Source organism: Lewinella sp. W8, assembly GCF_004375085.3.
Taxonomy (GTDB): domain Bacteria; phylum Bacteroidota; class Bacteroidia; order Chitinophagales; family Saprospiraceae; genus Neolewinella.
This window is the reverse complement of record NZ_SNAQ03000002.1, coordinates 196934-219228: the sequence shown is the minus strand read 5'-3', so window position 1 is coordinate 219228 and position 22295 is coordinate 196934. Positions and strand designations below refer to the sequence as shown.

Sequence of the window (22295 nt, the reverse complement as noted above, 5' to 3'; positions counted from 1 at the left end):
AGCATTTTCTGGATGGATATTCGACTCGGGGAATGGCTCGGCGTGGAACGCCTCGACCAGTTTGGTTTGCGCTTTCCCGACCGATCATTGATGGGGTGGGGAACATGCCTCCTTTACGACCGGCTTGCGGAGCAAACCTATTCCGTCTTGTGGCTGGGCGGACGAACTTCTGTCTTCTTTCTTCTGTCTTTCTTCTTCCTTCTCCTCAGCCTCGCTCTCCCTACCTCCTTTCCCCTCCCCCGCCGTACCTTGATCCGGCAAGCTTCGTTCCATGGAAAAAACCTCTCCGTCCCGTTCCGGCATCCCGCTGCACGTGCAAATCCTGCTTGGGATTGTACTGGGCGCCGTGATCGGCCTGGGTGCCGCCCAATTGGCTGGTGGCCCGGAATTTGTCCGCACCTGGATCAAGCCCGTCGGGCTGATTTTCGTCAAGCTCCTCAAGCTGATTGCCGTCCCGCTGATCTTTGTTTCCCTGACGAAGGGCATCAGTGACCTCAAGGATGTATCGGCCCTCTCCCGGATGGGACTGCGCACCATCATGTGGTACATGATTACCACGGTTTTTGCCGTATTGCTGGGGCTGTTTCTGGTGAATGCTTTCAACCCCGGGGCCGCAGTGAGCCCGGAAACCATCGCCGGCCTGAGCGAGAACATCCCCGCCGGCGTCGGGGACAAATTGGATCTGGGTAATCAATCCAGGAACGCTGGACTGCTTGACTTTTTTGTCCGGATGGTACCCGATAATCTGTTTGCGGCCCTAAGTGATAACGGTCGCTTGTTGCAGGTGATCTTCTTTACGCTGCTCTTCAGTGTGTGCCTACTCATGATTCCCGCGCGGGAACAGGAACCCATCAAGCGGCTGGTCGATGCCCTGAATGCCGTCATGCTTAAAATGGTGGACCTCATCATCAAGCTTTCTCCCGTGGCGGTGGTGGCCCTCATTGCGGCCCTCTTCGCCGAAACCTCCGATGCCGGCATCATCAAAGCCCTCATCAGCTACGCGGCGGTGTTGCTACTGGGGATGGCCATCTTGCTCCTCCTGTACCCCCTGGTGGTGAGAGGAATGACGGGGATGCCCATCATGACCTTCGTGCGGGGTATTTTGCCGGCACAGCTGGTGGCCTTTTCCACCAGTTCCAGCATGGCCACCCTGCCCGTAACGATGGAATGCCTGGAGGAAAACCTGGAGGTGGAAAACGAGGTCGTGAGTTTTGTCTGCCCGGTGGGGGCCACCATCAACATGGATGCCACCAGTTTGATGCAGGCCATTGCGGCCGTATTCGTCTGTCAGGTACTGGGCCATGACCTGGTGCTGGGTGATCAACTGATCATTGTGCTCACGGCGACCCTCGCCTCCATTGGGGCGGCGGCCGCACCGAGTGCGGGCATTGTGATGCTCGTCATTGTGTTGGAGTCGGTGGGTTTCCCCCCCGATCAGCTTCCCCTGGCGCTGGCCATGATTCTGGCGGTGGACCGGCCGCTGGATATGTGCCGAACGGTCGTCAATATCTCCGGAGACAGCTGTGTGTCAGTTCTGGTGGAGGATGCGTTGAAGAAGGCAAAAATGATCAGCTGATGGCTAAACGATTGTCCTTCACCCTGGCCATATTGCTGGCGGTAATCCTTTCGTTGGTTTTTCCCGAGCCGTTTACGCGCTGGGGGGATTTTGAGTTGAAGAAGCTCATCATCCCTATCCTGATGGTCATCATGTTCGGCATGGGAACCCAAATGAGTGTGCGGGACTTTTGGGGTGTGCTCAAGATGCCCCGGGGCGTACTCATTGGACTGGGGTGTCAATTCTCCATCATGCCCCTGATTGGTTTCGGGCTGGCCATGCTGAGCGGATTGCCACCGGAAATTGCGGCGGGCATCATTCTGGTGGGAAGCTCTCCTTCGGGGCTCGCCTCCAACGTAATGACTTTCATCGCGGGAGGTAATCTCGCCCTTTCTCTGACCCTGACGATGGTGGCGACCCTGTTGGCCCCCATCGTTACCCCGGTGCTCATGCAACTCCTGGCGGATCAGCTGGTCCCCATTGACGGTCTGGCGATGTTATGGTCCATCGTGAAAATTACCTTTTTGCCCGTTGTCGCCGGACTGATATTCAACCATTTCCTCCACGGCAAAGTGGCCTGGCTGGACGGCGCCATGCCCCTGGTCTCGATGGTCGGAATCGCTTTGGTCATTACCGTCATTACGGCCGCGGGCCGTGATGCACTGCTCACCATCGGTGGGGTACTGATCGGGGTGGTTTTGGTGCACAACCTACTGGGCTACCTGTTGGGCTACGGGATCGCTAAGTTGGCGGGACTGGACCGCGCCTCGGCGCGGACGATCGCCCTGGAAGTGGGGATGCAGAACAGCGGACTGGCCTCCGGCATCGCCCTGGAAATGGGGCGAGTGGCGACGATGGGACTGGCCCCCGCCGTCTTTGGTCCGCTGATGAATACAACTGGTTCCATTCTGGCCACATATTGGCGGGGGAAGCGCCGGGAAGGGGGAGAAGGGAAGAAGTAGCGCTCCTCGGAGGCGTCTTCGCACAGCGAAGCTCCTCAGAGGCGTCGCGGATTTATCGGACTGATTTTGAGATTAAGGGGAGTAATGATTTTACCCCGCCGACACCTCGGAGCAGCTACCTCCGGGCCATGCCCGGTGGAGACAGCTCCGAGGAGCGGCTTCACCCACTTCGCTGCACCTGCGGTGATCGCCCAAAAAATTAGGCTAGTCGTGGGTGTCTTCAAATTGAATGCCCAGCACATTTTCCGTGAAATTATGGAGCCGGACCATCTGGTCCCGCCCCAGGCGTTCGCCGAAGCGGGAGACGGCGTAGATACTGGACAGCAGGACGACGAGGCCGAGGGCCAGCCATAACTGCCAGGGGTTTTGCCCGAGGGTGATGTTGGACAAACCGATGATGGTGACGAATACGGTAGCCAGACCAAGGAAGAAGTAGAAAAATACGAACATGGTCCATACGGCGGGCCGGGGGCCGTAAAGGCCCCGGATGATGCGGCCTCCCTCTTCCGGACTGTGCTCCAGCGTAATGTTGAGTTGAGGAGACCAGTAATGCTGATCTTCGTGGGGGATGAAGAGGCTGATGAAGCCGGGATTAACCCGACCAATGATGCTCACATCCTCTTTTTCCAGGGCCTCCTGAAATCGCTGCTCAATGTCTTCCTTGGTCAGGGGAGACACGACCCGGAAACGGGGGCGTACGTGCGGAACCAGTTGAGCCTGTTCCTGTTTGGGAATGATGGAGGGTTGCATAATTAACGACTAACCGCCAAAAGGTAGGGCAACCGGGTAGTTGAGGCAATGATATATGTCACGACCGTAATCATGGGGAGGGAGATTACCCATTCGTATGGGGGAAAATACCCGTTTGGGAGTCGAAAACGGGTGAAACTGCGTATGAAGGAATAATATCGTAGGGCCTACCGGGGGGCTTAACTTCCCGGACTACCCACCTTTCTATTCTCCCCATAATTCACCTGCAATGAAAACCCGTTCCTGTCTTCCCCTATTCTTGTTCCTGTTCGTCATGAGCACCGGTTTGGCGGCGCAGTCGGGCAGCGATTTGCTGGCTGAACTTGCTTCCGGAGATGTTCCGACGGCCACGGTTTCAGCAGCCATTGTCCCCACCTATCTACTGGACCGGCACCCCGTCCTCCGGCCCGCCGAACGTCAGGAGGGGCTCTCGTTGACCCCGGAGTTTGACTACCCCGAACTCGCCCGTGAATACGGTATTGAAGGCCGGGTGACGGTACGCTGCATCATCAGCGCGGCGGGAACCGTCGTCCAGGCTACCGTCGTTAAGGGCATCGGCTATGGCTGTGATGCCGCCGCCGTTGAGGCCCTGCTGGCCTCTCAGTGGACACCCGCAATGAAGGACGGCCAGCTGGTGGCGACCAGCTGCTACGTGCCAGTTGATTTTTCCCTGCGGTAAGCCGGCCCGAAAGTGAACTGCCCGGTACCTTCTCTGAGGACTACCGGGCAGTTTATGGTATTTACGTCAGCTTGATGGGCAGATCCGTGAAACGCTGACCGGTAATCCGTCGCAGGGCATTGCCGAGGGCGGCCCCGATGGGGCCGAGTGGGGGTTCTCCCACCGGCAGCGGTCGGTCTACTCCCTCCAGGAGGATAACCTCGATGTCCCGCGGGGAGTGCTTCATCAGGGCCATCTCGTAGGCCCCGTAAATGGTGGGGAAAAGTCTTCCTTCGTCGATGGTCATTTTTTCGTGCATGGCCGCACTGATGCCCATATTGATGGCGCCCTCGCACTGGGCCTTTACCTGGTCGGGATTGACGGCAATGCCGCAGTCCATTACGCAGACTACTTTATGGATGGTGAGGTTTCCGTCTTTCACCGACAGGTCAACGACCTGAGCGCAGGGGGTCCCGGTGTCAATGGAGGCGGCAAAGCCCATTGCCCGCCCGTCGCGGGCACCCTCGCGGTAATGCTCTCCGGCTTTTTCAATGACGGCCTTAAGGCGTTTGCCCTCTCCTTCGTCACTGATTTGGCTCAGACGGAAGGCTACGGGGTCCTGCTCCGCCCGGAGGGCCATTTCATCCACAAAGCTTTCAATGGCAAAGGTATTGGCCAACAGCCCGAGGCTACGCCACCAGCTGGTGGCAAAGGGTAGGGTAGTATGCCACTGTACGGCCCGATGGTTCGGGATAAGGTCATACTGGATGTTTCCACCCCGCATGGCCCCTACGTCCGTTCCCAAAATGGTGTGGAGGGCCGCGGGCATGATGACCGAATTGATCGCAACGTCACCACTGGCGTAGTGATGTTCCAGACCCGACAACTGCCCCGCGTCGTTGAGTTTCCCCCTTACGATGTGGTGGGTGGGTGGCCGGAAGGTATCGTTCTGGAATTCTTCCTTTCGGGTAAAGAAATATTTGACCGGCTTGCCGACTGCCTGGGACAGCTGGGCTGCCCGCACGGCGTGATTGGTGTTCAGTCTCCGTCCGAAGCCCCCACCCAGGTAGGTGGGGATGACGTTGACGTTTTCTTTCGGGATACCCAGTGCATCGGCTACCTGGTTTTGCGTAATGCCGATGACCTGAGTGGAGATAATGATGGTGGCTTTGTCGCCCTCGACGTGAGCCACCGCACCGTTGGGCTCCATTTGGGCGTGTGCGCCGATGGGGCTGGAAAACTCCAGGGAGAAGACTTCGGGGTCTTCGGGATCGAGGGCACTACCGGCCTTTTGGGTAACCATTTTATTTCCCTGGCCGACCGTCAGCATCTCCCGGATTTCGGCTTCGGTCCACACTTTGGGGATGTCCCATTCCACCCGGAGTTTTGCCTTGGCCGCCAGGGCCTGGGGGTAGGATTCGGCTACGATACCGATCCAGTCCTTTTTATCCACTACCTGAACAACTCCGGGCATGGAGGAAGCTTCGCTGGCGTCAAAGCTGGCCAGGGTGGCCCCGATATGTTCCGGGCGCACGATGCAGGCGTGGAGCATATCCGGCAGGACCGCGTCCTGGCCGAAGATGGGATCACCAAAGACTTTCGGGGCAAGGTCAACTCTTTTGACCGGTTGTCCGACGAATTTATGGGCGCTCCGGGGACGGAGATCGGGGGCATCCGGAATGGTCCACTCCTGTACCCCTTTAGCAATTTCGGCGTAGGTGAGCGACTGACTTCCGTTGGAGGCGATGCCTTTTTCCGTCGTGAGTTGATCGGGTGTCGTCCCCAGTTTGTTGGCGGCCTCCGTTTTCAGCATCTCCCGCATGGTGGCGGCCAGTTCCCGCAGCGGATCCCAGAGTTGGGCGACGGACAGACTACCTCCGGTGCTGAGGGCATCCACCACGCCGGTATCCGTAGCGGCACCGACGACCTCAACCTGTTCCATGGTTAGGTCCATTTCGTCGGCGACCATCTGCGCGAGGCCGGTGAAGGTGCCCTGTCCCATTTCGACCTTCGGGGAATAAAGCTTCACCGTATTGTCCTCGGTGATTTCGAACCAGAGGTTGGCGGACATCCCCGACCCCGAGTAGGGCGGAACCAGTGTTTCGGCAACTTCAAGTACCGAGCGACGGATGGGGTTACGGAAGACGTAAGTACCGACGGCCAGAAGACCAACGGCCCCCAGCCCGCCGCGAACGATGAATTTGCGCCGGGATACCTTGTTTTTTGCGCTCATGCTAAGGTTACTTTTTCAGGTTTTGGGATTGGTGAAGTTCCGCCGCCCGGTGAATGGCCTTCCGCATGCGGGTATAGGTGCCGCAGCGACATACGTTGACGATGTTCCGATCAATGTCTTCGTCGGTGGGCTTGGGTACCTTTTCGAGTAACGCGGCCGTGGCCATCATGAATCCCGGCTGACAGTACCCACACTGGGGCACGACGAAGTCCATCCAGGCCTGCTGTACGGGATGGGGGTTGTCTCGGTTGCCGAGTCCTTCAATGGTTCTGATGTTCTTTCCCTCCGCGAATTTGATGGCGTAGGAACAGGACCGGATGGCGGTACCGTCTACCTGGACCGTGCAGGCCCCGCAGGCGGCTTTACCGCAACCAAATTTTGTTCCCTTGAGGTCCAACTGATCCCTAAGCACCCAGAGCAAGGGGGTTTGTTCGTCGGTTTCCACTTCGGTGGGGGCACCATTAAGCGTGAACGAGACTTTCATGTGATTCCTGTTTTATGATCTTATTCTGCGGGAACGACGGCTCCCGCTTCCGCCCATGCCTTGACGGCTTCAATGTATTTTTCTTTCGATACCGGGGGAGGCTCCCGGGGAATACCCTCGCTGTTTACGCCGGGTTCCCAGGCCCACAGCACCAGCTCGTGCTCGGTCAGGTGCTTGACGAGTTCTTTCAGGTTTCGGCCGCCGTTCCGCTCGGGATCGAGCATGGAGTGAGCAATTTCCGTTCTGCTGAGCCCCTCCCAGTACATTTCAATGGGCGCCAGGCTCCATTCGGGAGCTCCCGGAACCCCGGAGAAATCATCATTTTCTGACTGATGGCAGGTGTTGCAAGTTAGCCCCTCCAGCCCATGATTGTCGGGGCCGCGGACCACCCCAAAATTATGGTAATGACTGTCTTCCCCCTGCCTTGGTCGATCACCGTTCGGGTGGCAATTCACGCAGCGCTTGTGGGTCAACACGTTCATCATGAGGGTGAAGGGATCTTCTGCCGTCACTTCCTGATTGGTGGGGACCGTTTCGGGCAACCGATCGGAGAGCGAGTAGGCAAGTCCGAAGGAACCCATGAGTAGAAGCGAGGCAATGAATAACCGAAAACGCATGGCGGGTGGATTGTGGTTAGCGGGGAAGTAAGATAAGGCGGGGGCGCTGGCCTGGATTGTCTATTCTTTTCAACTCCAATATTTACACTGCAGAAGGCGGGACACCGAAGTGTTGCTTAAATCTTCGACTGAAGTGGGCCACGTCCTTGAATCCCATTTGGTAGCAAATGTCCGTTACGGAACGGTCCGTATTCTTTAGTAGTTCGTAGGCGGCCTGTAAACGACGGTTCATGAGCCACTTGTGCGGGGCCTCTCCGAACTCTTTCTTAAAGGCGCGGTAAAAGGAAGAAAGGCTGAGTCCGGCCAAATCGGCGAGTTCCTCTACGTTCAGCCCCGCATCGAAGTAGTGGTCAACGATGTTTTTCACGTGGGTACTGATCGGAGTGTAAACTTCACGAAACATCTGGATCAGGTCGGGATTGGCCGCCAGGCACCCCTTAATGACCTGCTCCATCCCCGATTTTACGGAGGCTGAGGTGACTTCTTTGCCACTCAGGAAGTATTGGGGAAGCCCGTCGAACAGATTGACCAGGTGATCGTTGGGCTCCAAGCCGCAGAAGGCCGGGGGGGCAGCCCCGGGAATAACTGATTTGACCGAAGTGTTTTTGATCGCTTCGCCAACGAAATCATCCCGTAATAACAGGATAAATACTACCGCTTTGCCCTCTTCGGGACTCCAGGTTTTTCGAAAAAAACCGAGGGTATTCTTACGGACCAAAACGTAGGCCGGAGCAGCAAAATGGCTAATCTCCTCCCCAACCCGGATGTGTAGCGTACCCCGCTTGATGAACAACAGTAGATGAGAAGGAAAGTAGGAGGAGTGCTCTTCACTGACGTAATACTCCGCCCAGGCCGCGATTTCCTTTCCCTCAAGTTTTAAGAAGCGGTAGCTGTCCTTCATGACCGTTCTATTGCTTGATCAAACATACTGCGGTTGTCTCGGGGAGATTTGGATATTCTTGTCAGTCTTTTTCGATTTTCCCGTGGGTGCCGTTGTCTGTCGTAATCTGACGTAAAACCCTCACCGATCAGCCTTCCCGGGAGGATGTACCACATTTGTAGTATTTTCGCTCGAATTAACCAAACATCCATCATGAAGACCAACTCGTTTCTTTGTTTACTCTTGCTGGCGTTGCTTGCTCTCTGCGATTTGCAAGCCCAGGCCGTAGAATTTGGCGGCCTTGACGCCAGCCCCATGGATGCGGCGCATTACCCCCGCCGTGCCGCCTACCAGAACTACCTGGATGCCGATGATCCGGACCGTACCCAAAAGATCAAGGTGCTGTACAGCCGCCCGAACAAGAAAGACCGCGACGTCTTTGGTGGCCTGGAACCCTACGGACAGGACTGGCGCCTGGGAGCCAATGAAGCCACCGAAGTAACCTTTTTCCAGGCCGTGGAGATCGGTAACGTGACCATTCCAGCTGGAGTGTACACCATGTTTGCCCAAATCTACCCCCAGCACTGGGTCATTAAAATTTCCGAGCAGCGCTTCATCGCCGGCGCCGCTAACCGCGACGTGGCCAAAGATATCGTTGCAGTAACGGTGCCCACCGAAATGGTCGGCAAAGTACGGGAAGCCTTCACCATCGGATTCCAGGAAATCAACGACAATAATGTCAACATGGTTTTTGAATGGGACCGCACGCGTGCAGAACTCCCCATCAACCTGTCTCCCCCTCAGATGGCGGGAGCCGACGCCAGTCCCATGGACCTTATCGCTTACCCGCCCATGTCCCGTTTGATGAATTTCGTCGAGGAGGACGAAATGGAGGCCAATGCCCCTCAGGTGCGGGTAGTTTACAGCCGCCCCCAGATGAATGGTCGCGAGATTTTCGGTGGCCTGCTCAAGTTCGGGGAAGTCTGGCGACTGGGAGCCAATGAAACCACCATCATTACCTTCTTTAAGGACGTTACCATTGGCGGCAAAGACATCCGTGCCGGAAATTATGGCCTGTTCGCCAAGGTAAACGAGGATAACTGGGAGTTCATCCTGCACCGCAACGTGCAATCCTGGGGTAACGCCAACCACGACGATAAGGACAACATCGTTACCGTGAAGGCCCCCACCGCCAAGGCCCCCAAGACTCTGGAGGCCCTGTCTATGACCTTTGTCAAAACCGGCGACAATACCGTAGACCTGGCCGTTGGCTGGGAAGACACCATGGCGCGTTTGCCGATCACGGTGAAGAAGTAATCAAGCCGTTTGGGGACCTTCCCCAAAGCAGAGGGCCTCTTCTCGTCGAGAAGAGGCCCTTTTCTATTGCCGTAAGCCGTAGGGTCTACTTCTTAAACATCCCCATCAGGCCGCCGAGGAGTCCGCCTCCTTTTTTACCCTGGCTGCTGGAATCACCCAGCATTTGCGCGGCTTTGCCGAGCAGATCGCCGCTGCCGCCGAGTTGCCCCAGGAGGCTACCGGCGTCCAGTCCGAGCGCGTCCATCACGGAGCTTGCGTCAATGTCGTTGGTGTCTCCGGCGGCCTGTGCGGCACCGCCGATTTTTTCCATGATCATCGGAAGTACGACGCTGGAAATGGTGCTGGCTACGCCCTCGGAAAGACCAAGCGCACTGGTCGCCTTGCTCACGAAGCTACCGGCAATACCCTTGTATACCATGTTGTTCAGGAGGCCTCCACCAGCGGAGCTGCCCGTGGCACTTTTCAGCATGTCGAGGATGCCATCGACGTTGCCACCACTAACGGCACCCATCAGGCCATCGGTGATGGATTCCTGGGCGAGCGGGAGGGTTTTCTCGGCCTGGCCGAGGTCAATTCCCGCTTTTTCGGTGATGGTAGAAAGGGCCTGGTCCTTAACTAAGTCGATGATACTGTCTAGCATAGTTGATTGGTTTTTTTTGACCGGATGGTCGCGATTATTGAGTAGTCCGTACCGTGCCTCTCCCGAGAGAGTGGCACGGCTATTTACTCTGTAGACGAAGCATTTTGCAAAAAGCCACAATTGTGGAAATTCTGGACCAATAATCAGATGGGCGACGCCGCGCGGGTGCCTTGTCGTTGGTATGGCAGTAGAGACAAGGCATGCCTTGTCTCCACCAGTAAAACGCTGCACCTGCGCTCCGCCGCATTCATAAAGAATCGGTGATCCCGACGAGTTACGACCACCGAAGGTAGCCGCGAAGCTAAGCTCGGAACCGTCGCCCCTGGCTACTCCTTTTCCTGATTCTCCCGGGCCTGATTGAGGTCGTACACCCCGATGGTCAGTTGGCCAGCCGGGCGCAGCTCCAGGGCGGGGTAGGCGAAGTGTTCCTTGCGGTCACGTAAATCGAAGCGGGTGTTTGGCCAGATAAAATTGGTCATCAGGTAGTCCGCCCGGTGCCAGGCACCTTCCAGCCGAAGCTTCTCCTTCGCTGCGGGAGGTAGTGCGTAGTAGTTGTCCTTGCAGGGCCAAACTTCACACTTGACGCTGCGAGTTTCCCCTTCGGGCACCTGCTCCGCCAGTTTCAGGAAGGCGTCCCGGAAGCCCACTCCCCAGTAGTCCATGTCAAAACGAATGATCAGCGGCTCGCCGGTGATGGCGAAGTTGAAATAGACGTACTGGTGGGGGTGATAACGTACCATCTGCACGGCCGTCATCAGCAACCCGGCCGCCAGTAGGCCCGTCACCAGGACGGGGCGTTTCCAGGAGCGGCGCGCAAAGTCAAAGCCCACCATCATCAGGAAAATGAAGGAGGGGAAAACAAAGTGCAGGTGCCGCCATCCATTGTACAGCGTGGAGCCCAAAATGATGACCACCAGAATCGGACCAACGGCCAGGCCCAGTTGCGTGAAGTCCAGCAACTGCTCTTCCGTTTTCCAGAGCTGCACCCGCCGGAGATTGCGCATCGTGGCGGCTACGGTAGCGTAGAGGCCCGTAAAAATGAAGAGCAGGTACACCAATGGTGTGGTGATCAGGATCCAGGCCGGGATGTAATAGGCCGGCACGTCCAGGGCGCTGATGCGGTCACCGAACAGCCAGACGTAGCTGTCCCAGTTGAAGGCGGACATCTCCGAAAAGGCGCCCACCAGTCGGGATAGGGTGTCTTCCCACAGGTAGGGGAAGAAGGGCACCAGAAACAAGACCGACAGCGGAAGATAGGCCGCCATGAAGGCCAGGTTCTTTCGGGGGAAAGGCCGGGTCCGCAGTAACTCCCAACCCAGGATGAGGAAGGTTGTCAGGGGAACGATCAGGGCCGGGAGGCGGGTGTTGAGGGCCAGGCCGGTGGCCAGGGCGTGCAGTACCAGCGACGACCAGTTGCGGTGCTTGAGCAGCCGCAGCAGGGTGTAGGTGTTGATGAGGTAAAACACCAGCAGAATGTGGTCCTTTGGGTTAAAGAACGCATGGGCAAAAATGCGCGGACTCAGGATCAGCGCCAGCGTCCCGATCAGCGGATACCAGGCCCGTTCGGGAAAGCGCAACCGGATACTTCGGTAGAAAAAGATCAGTGCTATCCAGAAAAGCAAAAAGCAAACGTAATGCCGCACCTTGTAGTGCTGATAGGGGTCATCCTCATACCCCAGGCCCAGTTCCAGCAGGTTGCCAGTGATGGAGTAAAGCATCCCGTAGTTTTGCCACTGATAGTCTTCCAGGTCCCACTCCGGTTCGAGGGGCGTGTGCTCAACGCCCAGCTTTTTCGCAGCGTAGTCAATGGACACCCGCCCGTGGCGGCGCTGGATGGATTCATCCCAGCTGATTCCGTAATCATCCAGAATGAAGAGGCCCACTAGCAGAAATAGCAGAAAAAACAGGGGGGCATACCAGCCTTTGAATCGGGGCACGGAAATATTCTTCATCAGACCGGTAATTGACGGAGGGCTTCGGTAAGCATTTCCCGGAATTCTCCTGGGGCAATATCGCCATTCTCCAGTATGGATACCTCATCCTGATAAAGTGCCGCCTCCGCAACCACCCGGACTTCCAGGGCGGCCAGCGACCACAGGAGAGATTTGCGGGCGTGCTCTCCCCGCGGCGCGTGGGGAGAAAAGGAAAATACCAGAGCGGGTTTTTGGCGTAGTTCTCCGGAACTGGTCAGCCACTCCAGCGCATTCTTCAGTACGGCGGGCGTGTTGTCCAGGTAGGCCGGCGTAGAAAAAATCAGGGAAGTTGCCCGCCCGGCCGCCGCTCGCCAACGGCTCACGGACGGTGGCCAGGGAGACTGGTCCAGCGGAGGCTGGAAGAGCGGAAGGTCCGCCAGGTACGGAGCTTCACTAAACGGCCGGCCACTCAGGCGACCAAGACCGCGCAATAGTCGGGAGTTCGCGCTTTCGGGATGAGGAGAACCGGAAACGAGTAAGCACATTAGTCTTCGTCGTCGTCCGCCTCGTCTTCGTCGGCAATCTCGTCCGGATCAATGTCCGCTTCCTCAATGTCGTCGTCATATTTGTCGGCGTATTCGTCGCGTACATCGTCCAGCAACATACCGTCGTCATCGTAGTCATCATCGTCCTCGATGATGTCAATCGCCTCCGTCTTGGTCATGCGGATGAGGTAGTACTTTTCTTCAGTCTCAAAGGGCAGAGCGCTGGATAGCCGACCGTTAACGTCGGTAAAGCGGATCAGGTTTTTGGCAAAACCCTCCGGGTAGTTCAGCTTGATCTGTTCCAGGATCTCGTCGTCGAGCTTTTCGTAGTTCTTGATTACGCGTGGCTTACTCATGTGCGTCGTTTTCGGGGTGCGAACATTAAGCGTTGAAGCGAAGGCAATATTACGACCGAGGGGAATACCGCGCAGGTTTTTTTAGCGACCAGCAACTAAATTTTTCCAATTGCTGAGATATGGCTAAAAAATGCCCGCGCTTAGGCCGGATTTTTGGGTAATATTTCTCCGCTACCAACAGTCTCCGTCTGGCGCACTAAGCCAGACGGAGACTTGGAGAAGGTCGGGTCAGTGGGATTATCCCTGACCGGCGGCTTTCTTGTGGTCGGCCAGGAATTTGGCCAGGCCAATATCGGTCAGCGGGTGGTTGAAGAGTGCTTCGAAGCTGCTCAGGGGACAGGTTACGACGTCCGCTCCGGCCTTGGCGGCCTCGACAATGTGCTTGCCGTTGCGGATGGAAGCCGCCAGGATTTCGGTCTCAAAACCCTGAATCGCGTACAACTCGGCAATGTCGCTGATGAGTTGCATACCTTCCCAACCAATGTCGTCAATCCGGCCAATGAAGGGGCTGACGTAAGTGGCGCCCGCCTTGGCGGCCAGCAGCGCCTGACCGGCGCTGAATACCAGCGTACAGTTGGTGCGGATACCGTTGGCCGTACACCAGGAAATGGCCTTTACGCCATCGCGGATCATGGGAATTTTGACCACGATGTTGTCCGCAATCTTCACCAGTTCACTGGCCTCCCGCTTCATGCCTTCAAAGTCCGTGCTGATGACCTCTGCACTAACGTCACCGTCGGTGATTTCACAAATTTTCTTGTAGTGTGCCATTACGGCCGCATCACCGCTGATTTTTTCCTTGGCCATCAGACTGGGGTTAGTCGTAACGCCGTCAAGAATACCGAGGGACTCGGCTTCGGCGATGTGCTCAAGGTTGGCGGTGTCGATAAAGAACTTCATGTTCGGTGGTTGTTTTCTGGGTGAATGGATGGCCATCGGCTTTCCGATGGGACACCGGGAGTAAATACTCCCCGGAAAGATGCAGATAGTTTTCCGAACGCCATAAACGATCCGGGCATCCCTCGTTTTGCAAACGTACGAGACCGCCGGATGTTTGCACGGTAGGTGTTGGGTTAAAAATGGATGAATTTTCTTCCCCAATTTCCGAAGCCCTAACGGCTCCTTAAACCCGCTTCAGCCGCACCGGGTAGGTCCGTCCGCTGTACCACTGCGGTACGTAAAGGTTGCCGTCCTCGTCGGGACAAACGTCGTGCGGATTCAGGAAGGTTTGGTTGTCGTACACTACGTCCGTAAAGTCATCCTGCTGCTTTGGCGCGCTGCCCCCCGGCAGGGAGATGACGTTGAAGTCCTGGTCCAGCACCGCCACCATACCGTCGTAGGCCCACCAGCTCTTGGTAACGATTACGGCAAACAACGTATGCTCGCCGTGCAGCACGGGCCGGCAGATCTGCAGCCCGGGAAGCTCCCGCGTGCTCAGGTGCTTACCCTTCATGCTCCACCGCTGAAATTCCTGGGCGGCCCGGCTGGTGATGAGAAGCTCTTCTTTCCCGCGGCGGTCATCCACCACGATGCCGTGGCAGCAGTCGAAATGCTCCTTGCCGCCGAATACGTTTTTCAGCGTTCCTCGGGGCCCGAAATGGAAGATGAGGTTCGTGCCGTAGCCGTCGGCTACGTAAATATCTCCGTTTTGGGCCACCGCGGTTTCCGTGGGCTTAAACTGCTGTCCTTCGGGAATTTGATCCGCGGGGACCTTCAACTCCCGGATGATCCGACCGTCCAGATCCAGATTGATGACCCGGCCATCCGCAGAATCGGTGATCCAGAAGGTCTGGTCGCGGCCTTCGCCGGCTTTGGTGAAGCCGTGGGGCTCCGTCAGGTTGAGCTGCCAACTGTCCAGGAGCTTGCCGTCCTTATTATAGGCCAGGACGTTAAAATCATTGCTCACCGTGGAGCACACCAGCCGGTCCCGACTGTCCAGGACCATTTCGTGGCAGTGCTGCACGGGCTGTTTGAGGGGGTCGAGGTTCCCCCAGCTTTTGTCAACTTTGAAACGGAAGTTTCCGTGGCCGACGACGGTTTTCTGATCCATGAATGAGTGGGTTGTGGAAGCGAGCGGGAAGGGAAGAGTCGCGGCCATCCCGAGGGCGGAGGCTTGGCGTAAAAAGCGTCTTCTGGAAGTTGGAATGCTCATTTAGAATTGGTTGTGGCGTCGGACTGGAAACGGAAGCCCGTATCCACCTCGACGGAGGGATGACGATTGGCAAACTGGGTAGCCGCCGTATCGGAGACGGCCGTTTGCCAGAGGTATAGCTTTTCCAGGGCGGGGTATTGGTCGAGGGACGTAAAAATGCCGTCGTCCACCGGAGTGCCGTACAGATTCAGGGAGGCCAGATGCGCTAAAGACCCCAGGCGTTCCACCGTTCGTTGGCTAACCTGGGTGTTGTTCAGGCGCAGGCGGTGGAGGTTTTGGAAGGCCGTAAGCGGAGCCAGATCGTCGTCCTGGAACGGCAGTCGTTCCACACTGAGGTAGACCACCTGCTCGGGGAGTAGTTCGGCCAGCGCCGCCAGGGCCTCGGCGGTGGGCTGCCGCCCGGGTTGGGGCTTGACCTCGTACACGTATTGCCCGGGTAGCAACTCACTGATCGACCAGTGCATCGCCCGCAGGCTGTCGAGTATTTGGGCGTTCACCGCAGGTGCAAAGACCGTCTCGACGAACAACTTCGGCCGCAGGTCCAGCTGGTAGTCGCGCAGGAGCAGGGCCTTCAGATCTTCGGGAGTGTTGACGGGGTCGAGCACCGCCAGGGTGTCGGCACCCTCCGCAATCCAGTATTCGAGGAGCCGGGTGATGGTGAAGTCCACCGGGGTATCGTCCGGTGGCATCGCTTTTTCGTTGTCGCGGGGTAGGGTGAGCCGGCGCAGCCACTCACTCTCCAGCGGAACGCCCGGCCGAAGGATGCTGCCTCCGTCGCCCCCGGCAAAGAGCAGGTGGGGGGCGTCCATCCGCAGCCCTCCGTTTTGCTTGTTGGCGTTGTGGCAGCGGACGCATTTATCGTTGATGACGGGGGCCAGGAAGGTGGCGTATACGTTGATGCTGTCCGTATTGACCCGGTCCCAGTCCCGCAGCAGGGTGCTGTCGGGGGCGTAACCGGCCAGTTGCTGGATGGGGGCGGGGGCGTGTTGCCAGAGGTACTGTTCGCCGTGGGTGAGGTTCCCCCCCTGGTGGCCGGCCAGCGCCAGGACAAGTACCGTCGCTATCCCGAAATACCGGGCGAGTTTACCGCCGCTGCGGGTTATCCATACCCCAGCAATGGCCATGACGGCCACCGTAATGCCCAGCCATTTGTGCCAGAAGAGCCCATCACCCCCTCCGGCTTCTCCGGCCAGGAGCCATCCGCAGAAGGCGGCCGCCACGGCACTGGCGGCTCCCGCCGCCCAACTCAGGCGGATGGCGGGGCGCATCCGGTCTCCGGGCCACCATTCCAGCACGACAGCCAACAGCAGGATGCCAATGGGAAGGTGGACGAGTAAGGGATGAAACCGCCCCAGGAAAAGGCCAAAATCTGCTAGCAAGACGGTGGGCATGTTCGACATATCGTCGTTAATTTATCGATTTCTCGGGGAGTAGACCTTCTAGCAGCACCAAATTAATCCGTGGTCACGCGGGCTACCGGGGCTTCCTCGGCACCTGCGCGCCGTCGCCCCATTTGTCCCCCTGCCCCATAAGGACGACCCCGAACGACAGCTTTCCTTACTGTGCGGTGCTGGAACCAAGGGGCTGGCTGACCTGCCCGACAAAGTGGAATTTTCTCCGGGGCCCACTACCTTCGTTTCTCAAGAAACATTAACTGCGTGGTTTACGACCTTATCGTTACGGGCGCCGGAGCCGTCGGCCTGGCCACCGCCCTGAATGTGCAACGGAAACGACCTGACTGGTCCGTGCTCGTCCTCGAGAAGGCCAGCCGGGTGGCCGCCCACCAAACCGGTCATAACAGTGGCGTCATCCATTCCGGTGTCTATTACCCGCCCGGAGGGACCCGGGCCCGACTTTGCCGCCGCGGATACGACCAACTACTGGCCTTCTGCGATGAGGAAGAGGTACCCTACCGCATTACCGGCAAATTCATCGTGGCCGTAAACGAAGCGGAACTGCCGGGACTCAGCCGGATTCACGAACGCGGACGGGCCAACGGCCTGCAGAACCTGCGGTGGATGTCCGGCGATGAAATGCGGGAGCACAGTCCCCACACCGGGGGCGTAGCCGCCCTGTGGGTTCCCCAATCCGGGATCGTCGATTACGCCGCCGTCAGTGAAGCCTACGCCCGCCGTCTGGAACGGCAGGGTGGGGTGGTGCAGCTAAATACCACGGTGCTGGGCCAACAGCGAAGCGGCCGGGAGTTTGTGGTGCACACCAGCCGGGGAGACTTTCGGAGCCGACACCTGATCAATTGCGGCGGACTGTATTCCGACCACCTGACCGAAATGAGCGGGGAGCGGCCCGAGGTGCAGATTCTCCCCTTCCGGGGGGAGTACTACGAACTGGCACCCGCGGCGGCCGCCCGGGTGCAGCACCTGATCTATCCCGTTCCCGATCCCGCCTTTCCCTTCCTCGGCGTGCACTTAACGCCGATGATCGACGGACGGGTGGAGGCCGGCCCCAACGCCGTGCTCGCCTTTGCCCGGGAAGGGTACCGCAATACCGTCTTCAACCGCCGGGAGCTGGCCGCGGCCCTGGGGTATTCCGGCTTCCGGGCCCTGGCCCGGAAACACTGGCGAAAGGGCGCCCGGGAACTGCAGCGAAGCTTCAGCAAGCGGGCCTTTTACCGCAGCGTCCGGCCCCTCATGCCGAGCCTGCAGCTGAAGGACCTGCGCCCCGGGGGTGCCGGGGTGCGCGCCATGGCCGTCGGGCCCCGCGGAGAAATGGTAGACGACTTCCTGTTTTACGGTGCCGACCGGCTGATCAACGTCGCTAATGCCCCCAGTCCGGCCGCCACGGCCTCGCTGGCCATCGGTGAGGAAGTGGCCGGGCGTTTGCTCGATCAGCGGGACTAAATTCTCCGGGCAAATTTTCTTTTGCAATCCAATAAATGATCGTACCTTTGCGCCCCGACAAAACCGGCTGCCCCCTGGTGGGAGGAGGCCGGTACTTATAAACCAAGATAATTTGTCCTTATGCCTGTACGTATTCGCCTCCAGCGCCACGGTCGACGCAAGCGTCCCTTTTACCACATCGTAGTGGCCGACAGCCGCGCTCCCCGCGACGGTAAGTTCATCGAGAAACTCGGTACCTACAATCCCATGACGGTTCCCGCCACCATTGAGCTGGATCGCATGTCTGCCTACAACTGGCTCAGCAAGGGTGCACAACCCTCCGACACCGTTCGCGCCATCCTTCGTTTCAAAGGAGTACTTTACTACAAGCACCTCATGCGGGGTGTGAGCAAAGGTGCCCTGACGCAGGAAGAAGCCACCGAAAAGTGGGAAGCCTGGGTAGCGGAGAAGGAAGGAACCATCTCTGCCCGCCGCGAAGCGGAAGCCGCTAAACTGGCTGATTTCCACAAAGCCGTTTCCGGTACTGCTCCCGTAATCGAAGAGCCCGCTGCCGAAGAGGAAGAAGCTCCCGCTGAGGAAGCTCCCGCTGAGGAAGCTGCCGCCGAAGGTGCTGAAGAAGCCGAAGCAGTAACCGAAGAAACCAAGGAGGCTGCCGCTGACGTAGCCGGTGAGGCCGTCGCCGAAGCCGAGGCCGCCGAAGCTGCCGGTGAGGCACTGGAAGCCGCCAACGAGGAAAACGATGAAGCTACCAGTGTCGAGAAAGACGCCTAAGCTTTTTCGGTAGACCGAAACAACATAACGAAGCCCCACTCGCCACTGGTGAGTGGGGCTTTTGGTTTTAGGGCTGCTCCCAGCGACGGATATCGACCTCGGGCGGCAGGGCGGCGTCCGTCAGCAGGTGATCGGCCAGCCACCGGGAGCAGAGGGGGGCGAGGGAGGTACCCTTGGTACCCAGGCCGTTGAAGATGGCCAGTGCCGGGAGCTGGGGGTGACGACCGAGGAAGGGGCGGCGATCCCGGACGGTGGGCCGCACCGCGGCCCGGTGCTCCACGATTTCGTAGGGCACGGTCAGCACCTCCCGCAGGCGATCTTCGAGAAACTGGCGGTTGACGGCCGTAGGGTTCTCTTCCGAGAATTGGTTTTCGCTCGTGGCGCCGATCCAGTAGGTATCTTCCGTGAAGGGGACGAGGAAGACCCGATGCTTGAACATCCGCTCCAGCAGGGGGGCTTCCGTTTTGACGAGCAGAACTTCCCCCTTATTGCCTCCGTGGGGCAGGGCGCCAAACCAGGGGTTAAACCGGGCCCGCCAGCCCTCGCAGAAAATGACGGTGTCGTAGGTGATCGGGACTTCCTGGCCTGCTGGGTAATAGCGGGCACCCGCGGCATCGCCCGATCCCGCTTCCAGCTTTTGGTAGTCGAAGGTTTCTTCCCGAAGTCGCCCTTCCCGTTGGAGCCGCTCGCGGTAGGCCGTCACCAGTACGCCGATGTCCACGCGGGCGGCGTGGCGCACGCCCGCGTAGGCGTGGACGTCTTCGGTGAGGGAGGGGATGCGCCCCACCTTGGGCTTTTCCTCCATGTAGTCGGCGTAGCCGGGATCCGCCGTACGGGCCAGCCAGTCGTTTTCGTCCCCCCGGTTGTAGAGCGTCCGGATGAGGGGCAGCTCGTGCCAGAGGGAGACGTCCAGTAAGGCTTCCAGTTCCCGGTAGAGCTCCCGGGCGGCGGGGATCAGTTCGTCGATGCGCCAGCTCTTCACGAACCGCCGGCCGGTGATGGGATTGATGATGCCGGCCGCAACGGAAGAAGCGGCAGTTTGTCCGGGGGCATCGACGTACTCCACCCGGTGTCCCGCCCGTTCGAGGCGGTAGCCGAGGAGGGTGCCCGCCAATCCCTGTCCGACGATGAGAAAATGCATACGCAAAGATAGCCGTAGGCACAGAAAATCTTCGGCGCCTACGGACCGCCAAATAATCCGACAGCGATGTCCCAGGAATCGCGCGATCACTAATGTGGTCATTTCCACTTTTCATCTGGTTACCAAGTCGTACTTCTACATATCTACGCGGGATTCGGCTTTTAGAAATCCATTTTGTCGTACTTCTACATATCTACGCGGGATTCGGCTTTTAGAAATCCATTTTGTCGTACTTCTACATATCTACGCGGGATTCTGCTTTTAGAAATCCATTTTGTCGTACTTCTACATATTTACGCGGGATTCGGCTTTTAGAAATCCCATTTTGTCGTACTTCTACATATCTACGTCAGCTGCGATCCAGCTAGCAACCAGCATCCAGTAACCAGTCCCCCCAGCAACCAGCACCCTATCTTCGCGCCATGAAGCAGATCATTCTCAAAAAGGGCCGTGACGGGGCCGTTCGCCGCCGGAGTCCCTGGATTTTTTCGGGAGCGGTGCACCGCGAAGACCAGGACCTCGAAGACGGTGATTTGGTGCAGGTTGTGGCCGCCAACGGAGAAGTGCTCGGGGTGGGCCATTATCAGGCGGGCGGCATCCGCGTGCGGGTGCTGGCCTTTGGGGAAGAGGAATTGCCCGATGATTTTTTTCAAAACCGACTGGCTGCGGCCCTGGACCTCCGGCGCCAACTGGGCCTGCTGGACGACCCCCTGACGAATGCCTTTCGCCTCGTCCACGCCGCCGGAGACGGACTGCCCGGTTTGATCATCGATCGGTACGCCTCCGTCGTGGTGGTGCAGTGCCACAGCATCGGTATGCACCGCGAGCGGGAGCAGATTGCCGCCGCCATCCGTAGTCTCTGCGGAGAGGCGGTAGAAACGATTTATGACAAGAGTGGTGCCGTCTTGCCGGAGCGCTACGCCCTTGGCGTGGAGGATGGTGTTTTGTGGGGAAGCGACGTAAGCGAGGTCGTAATCCTGGAAAATGGCCGGCGGTTTCACGTGGACGTGGCCGGCGGACAGAAAACCGGCTTCTTCCTCGATCAGCGGGAGAACCGGTGGCTGCTGGGTAGCTACGCTAAAGACAAGCGGGTGCTGAACACCTTTTGCTACACCGGAGGCTTTTCCGTGTACGCGCTTTTGGGCGCCGCCGCGCAGGTGCAGAGTGTCGACCTGAGTGCCAGCGCCATCAGTTTAACCGAAGAAAACGTCGACCGTAACGGCGACTTCACCGATCGGCACCAGGCCCACGCGGCCGACGTTATGGAGTGGCTCAAGGCCCACGCCGAGGACGATCCCTACGACATCGTCGTGGTGGATCCACCGGCCTTCGCCAAGAACAAGCACAAGCGCCACCAGGCCGTGCAGGCCTACAAACGCCTCAACGCCCGCGCGATGCGCTCCGTCAAACCCGGTGGCCTCCTCTTTACCTTCAGCTGCAGCCGCGTGGTAGACCGTGAACTATTCTACAATACCATCGTCGCCGCCGGCCTGGAGGCCGGTCGGAACTGCCGGGTGCTCCACCACCTCAGCCAGGGTCCCGACCATCCGGTGAACCTTTTTCACGCCGACGGGAGCTATTTGAAGGGGCTGGTGTTGAGGGTGGAGTAGGTACGCTGTGGGGCGTAATTTGGGTTTAGGTATTGATTTTTGACTGTTAAAACACCTATTTTGGGGAGGAATAGAATGTGATTCTATTAATTACTCGCTGAAAATTGCCGTTAGCAATTTTAATTAACCAAAATCCAGCCACATGCCAGTGTTACGTATTGATTCCAGCTTTGTTTCTTTTGATGACAACTATTTTCTGAAACTTGCTGAGCTCAATGCATCTAGGTTACTCAACCCAAAAGCATTTTTACCTGACATAGAGGCCTTACATTTTTGTACAAAAACTAAGTATCCTGATGATTACCAAAATAATGGTGTAAAGATACGGGTCGCTAAATTTGAGTATGAACCGGGGGAATACGATTACAATTATGTTTGTACGGCCTTAAAGGGTAGCGATGAGGATAGCGATTATAAAGATTCTGGCGATACCTGCGTAATTCTTTGTGGTGGTTCACAGTCCCCAACGGGCGAGTTGGATGGAGGGCAAAATAAAAGACTAATTGGAGTCACTTTCCTGGATGGCCCGCGTCAGGTCAAGGAGGCACTTTTTACTCGAAGGAGTAGAATTGCCCAAAACGTTATCAAGAATGCCATGTCAAACGTCGACGATTTCAAGAACATGAGTATTGATTTCATCAATGATGAAGTTGACGCTATTCTTGAGTCGACTCCTGCTTATGAGCCGCCTTTGATTGGAGGGGATTCCTTGTGGGAGAAGTTAATTAACATGGAAGAGATTGAAGCAAGCGCTTTTTCAGTGTTCTTTACGGGGCCAAATTTCAAAAATTAATTTGGAGGAAACCTTTCCTGTTTTTTGGTAGTGCGATAATTGTCATTCCTCAAGGAGAGG

General features: G+C 57.7%; 21 protein-coding genes. 8 read left to right on the top strand and 13 right to left on the bottom strand.

The annotated features are described in order from the left end of the window. Window positions 1-271 precede the first annotated feature (271 nt). Both E1J53_RS03435 and E1J53_RS03430 read left to right on the top strand, forming a co-directional pair. Window positions 272-1576, top strand: coding sequence for a dicarboxylate/amino acid:cation symporter (locus tag E1J53_RS03435; protein ID WP_134271564.1), 1305 nt, complete (start codon window positions 272-274; stop codon window positions 1574-1576). After that, on the top strand, window positions 1576-2517 hold the full coding sequence (locus tag E1J53_RS03430; RefSeq protein ID WP_134271565.1) for a bile acid:sodium symporter family protein: 942 nt from the start codon (window positions 1576-1578) through the stop codon (window positions 2515-2517). Before E1J53_RS03435 ends, E1J53_RS03430 begins: the two co-directional genes overlap by 1 nt. A 204-nt stretch (window positions 2518-2721) precedes the next feature. Here E1J53_RS03430 and E1J53_RS03425 read toward each other — a convergent pair whose 3' ends face one another. After that, window positions 2722-3267 (bottom strand): hypothetical protein, encoded by a 546-nt coding sequence (locus E1J53_RS03425; RefSeq protein ID WP_134271566.1) that lies wholly within the window; start codon window positions 3265-3267, stop codon window positions 2722-2724. 229 nt (window positions 3268-3496) lie between these two features. Between E1J53_RS03425 and E1J53_RS03420 the strand changes: the two genes are divergently transcribed. Continuing rightward, window positions 3497-3946, top strand: coding sequence for an energy transducer TonB (locus E1J53_RS03420; RefSeq protein ID WP_134271567.1), 450 nt, complete (start codon window positions 3497-3499; stop codon window positions 3944-3946). 61 nt (window positions 3947-4007) lie between these two features. Here E1J53_RS03420 and E1J53_RS03415 read toward each other — a convergent pair whose 3' ends face one another. The 4 genes from E1J53_RS03415 to E1J53_RS03400 form a co-directional block, all read right to left on the bottom strand. Further along, complete coding sequence (locus E1J53_RS03415; protein WP_134271568.1) at window positions 4008-6158, bottom strand: xanthine dehydrogenase family protein molybdopterin-binding subunit; 2151 nt, start codon at window positions 6156-6158, stop codon at window positions 4008-4010. A 7-nt stretch (window positions 6159-6165) separates the two neighbouring features. Beyond that, window positions 6166-6642, bottom strand: a complete 477-nt coding sequence (locus E1J53_RS03410; protein WP_134271569.1) for a (2Fe-2S)-binding protein — start codon at window positions 6640-6642, stop codon at window positions 6166-6168. 20 nt (window positions 6643-6662) lie between these two features. Then, a complete protein-coding gene (locus E1J53_RS03405; protein WP_216649993.1) occupies window positions 6663-7259 on the bottom strand; it encodes a hypothetical protein in 597 nt (198 codons plus the stop codon). Window positions 7260-7341: 82 nt separating this feature from the next. Further along, window positions 7342-8160 carry a helix-turn-helix transcriptional regulator gene (locus E1J53_RS03400; RefSeq protein ID WP_134271570.1) on the bottom strand — a complete coding sequence of 273 codons (819 nt, stop codon included), beginning with the start codon at window positions 8158-8160 and terminating at the stop codon, window positions 7342-7344. 192 nt (window positions 8161-8352) lie between these two features. On the opposite strand from E1J53_RS03400, the gene E1J53_RS03395 reads away from it, so the two are divergent. Continuing rightward, entirely contained in the window at window positions 8353-9456 is a 1104-nt protein-coding gene (locus E1J53_RS03395) for a DUF2911 domain-containing protein (RefSeq protein ID WP_134271571.1), read from the top strand. 85 nt (window positions 9457-9541) lie between these two features. Here the strand turns inward: E1J53_RS03395 and E1J53_RS03390 are convergent, their stop codons facing one another. From E1J53_RS03390 to E1J53_RS03360, 7 genes are all read right to left on the bottom strand, one after another. Next, the gene (locus E1J53_RS03390) at window positions 9542-10096 is read right to left on the bottom strand and encodes a hypothetical protein (protein ID WP_134271572.1); all 555 of its coding nucleotides are present in this window, start codon (window positions 10094-10096) and stop codon (window positions 9542-9544) included. 326 nt (window positions 10097-10422) lie between these two features. Continuing rightward, window positions 10423-12048: a glycosyltransferase family 39 protein gene (locus tag E1J53_RS03385; protein ID WP_134271573.1), complete on the bottom strand. Its 1626-nt coding sequence runs from the start codon at window positions 12046-12048 to the stop codon at window positions 10423-10425. Further along, window positions 12048-12554, bottom strand: coding sequence for an NADPH-dependent FMN reductase (locus E1J53_RS03380; protein WP_134271574.1), 507 nt, complete (start codon window positions 12552-12554; stop codon window positions 12048-12050). The genes E1J53_RS03385 and E1J53_RS03380 overlap by 1 nt, the downstream gene beginning before the upstream one ends. Continuing rightward, window positions 12554-12910 (bottom strand): hypothetical protein, encoded by a 357-nt coding sequence (locus tag E1J53_RS03375; RefSeq protein ID WP_134271575.1) that lies wholly within the window; start codon window positions 12908-12910, stop codon window positions 12554-12556. The genes E1J53_RS03380 and E1J53_RS03375 overlap by 1 nt, the downstream gene beginning before the upstream one ends. A gap of 237 nt (window positions 12911-13147) precedes the next feature. Then, window positions 13148-13810, bottom strand: coding sequence for a fructose-6-phosphate aldolase (fsa, locus tag E1J53_RS03370; protein ID WP_134271576.1), 663 nt, complete (start codon window positions 13808-13810; stop codon window positions 13148-13150). Window positions 13811-14033: 223 nt separating this feature from the next. Beyond that, window positions 14034-14960: a 6-bladed beta-propeller gene (locus tag E1J53_RS03365; protein WP_216649992.1), complete on the bottom strand. Its 927-nt coding sequence runs from the start codon at window positions 14958-14960 to the stop codon at window positions 14034-14036. Window positions 14961-15058: 98 nt separating this feature from the next. Beyond that, window positions 15059-16462: a c-type cytochrome domain-containing protein gene (locus E1J53_RS03360; RefSeq protein ID WP_134271578.1), complete on the bottom strand. Its 1404-nt coding sequence runs from the start codon at window positions 16460-16462 to the stop codon at window positions 15059-15061. Between the two features lie 258 nt (window positions 16463-16720). On the opposite strand from E1J53_RS03360, the gene lhgO reads away from it, so the two are divergent. Then, complete coding sequence (gene lhgO / locus E1J53_RS03355; protein ID WP_134271579.1) at window positions 16721-17920, top strand: L-2-hydroxyglutarate oxidase; 1200 nt, start codon at window positions 16721-16723, stop codon at window positions 17918-17920. A 120-nt stretch (window positions 17921-18040) separates the two neighbouring features. After that, window positions 18041-18691 carry a 30S ribosomal protein S16 gene (gene rpsP / locus E1J53_RS24525; RefSeq protein ID WP_134271580.1) on the top strand — a complete coding sequence of 217 codons (651 nt, stop codon included), beginning with the start codon at window positions 18041-18043 and terminating at the stop codon, window positions 18689-18691. 67 nt (window positions 18692-18758) lie between these two features. Here the strand turns inward: rpsP and E1J53_RS03345 are convergent, their stop codons facing one another. Further along, window positions 18759-19832, bottom strand: coding sequence for an FAD-binding oxidoreductase (locus E1J53_RS03345; protein WP_134271581.1), 1074 nt, complete (start codon window positions 19830-19832; stop codon window positions 18759-18761). A gap of 422 nt (window positions 19833-20254) precedes the next feature. Between E1J53_RS03345 and E1J53_RS03340 the strand changes: the two genes are divergently transcribed. After that, window positions 20255-21442: a class I SAM-dependent rRNA methyltransferase gene (locus E1J53_RS03340; protein ID WP_134271582.1), complete on the top strand. Its 1188-nt coding sequence runs from the start codon at window positions 20255-20257 to the stop codon at window positions 21440-21442. A gap of 142 nt (window positions 21443-21584) precedes the next feature. Next, window positions 21585-22235, top strand: coding sequence for a hypothetical protein (locus tag E1J53_RS03335; protein ID WP_134271583.1), 651 nt, complete (start codon window positions 21585-21587; stop codon window positions 22233-22235). Window positions 22236-22295: the final 60 nt, after the last annotated feature.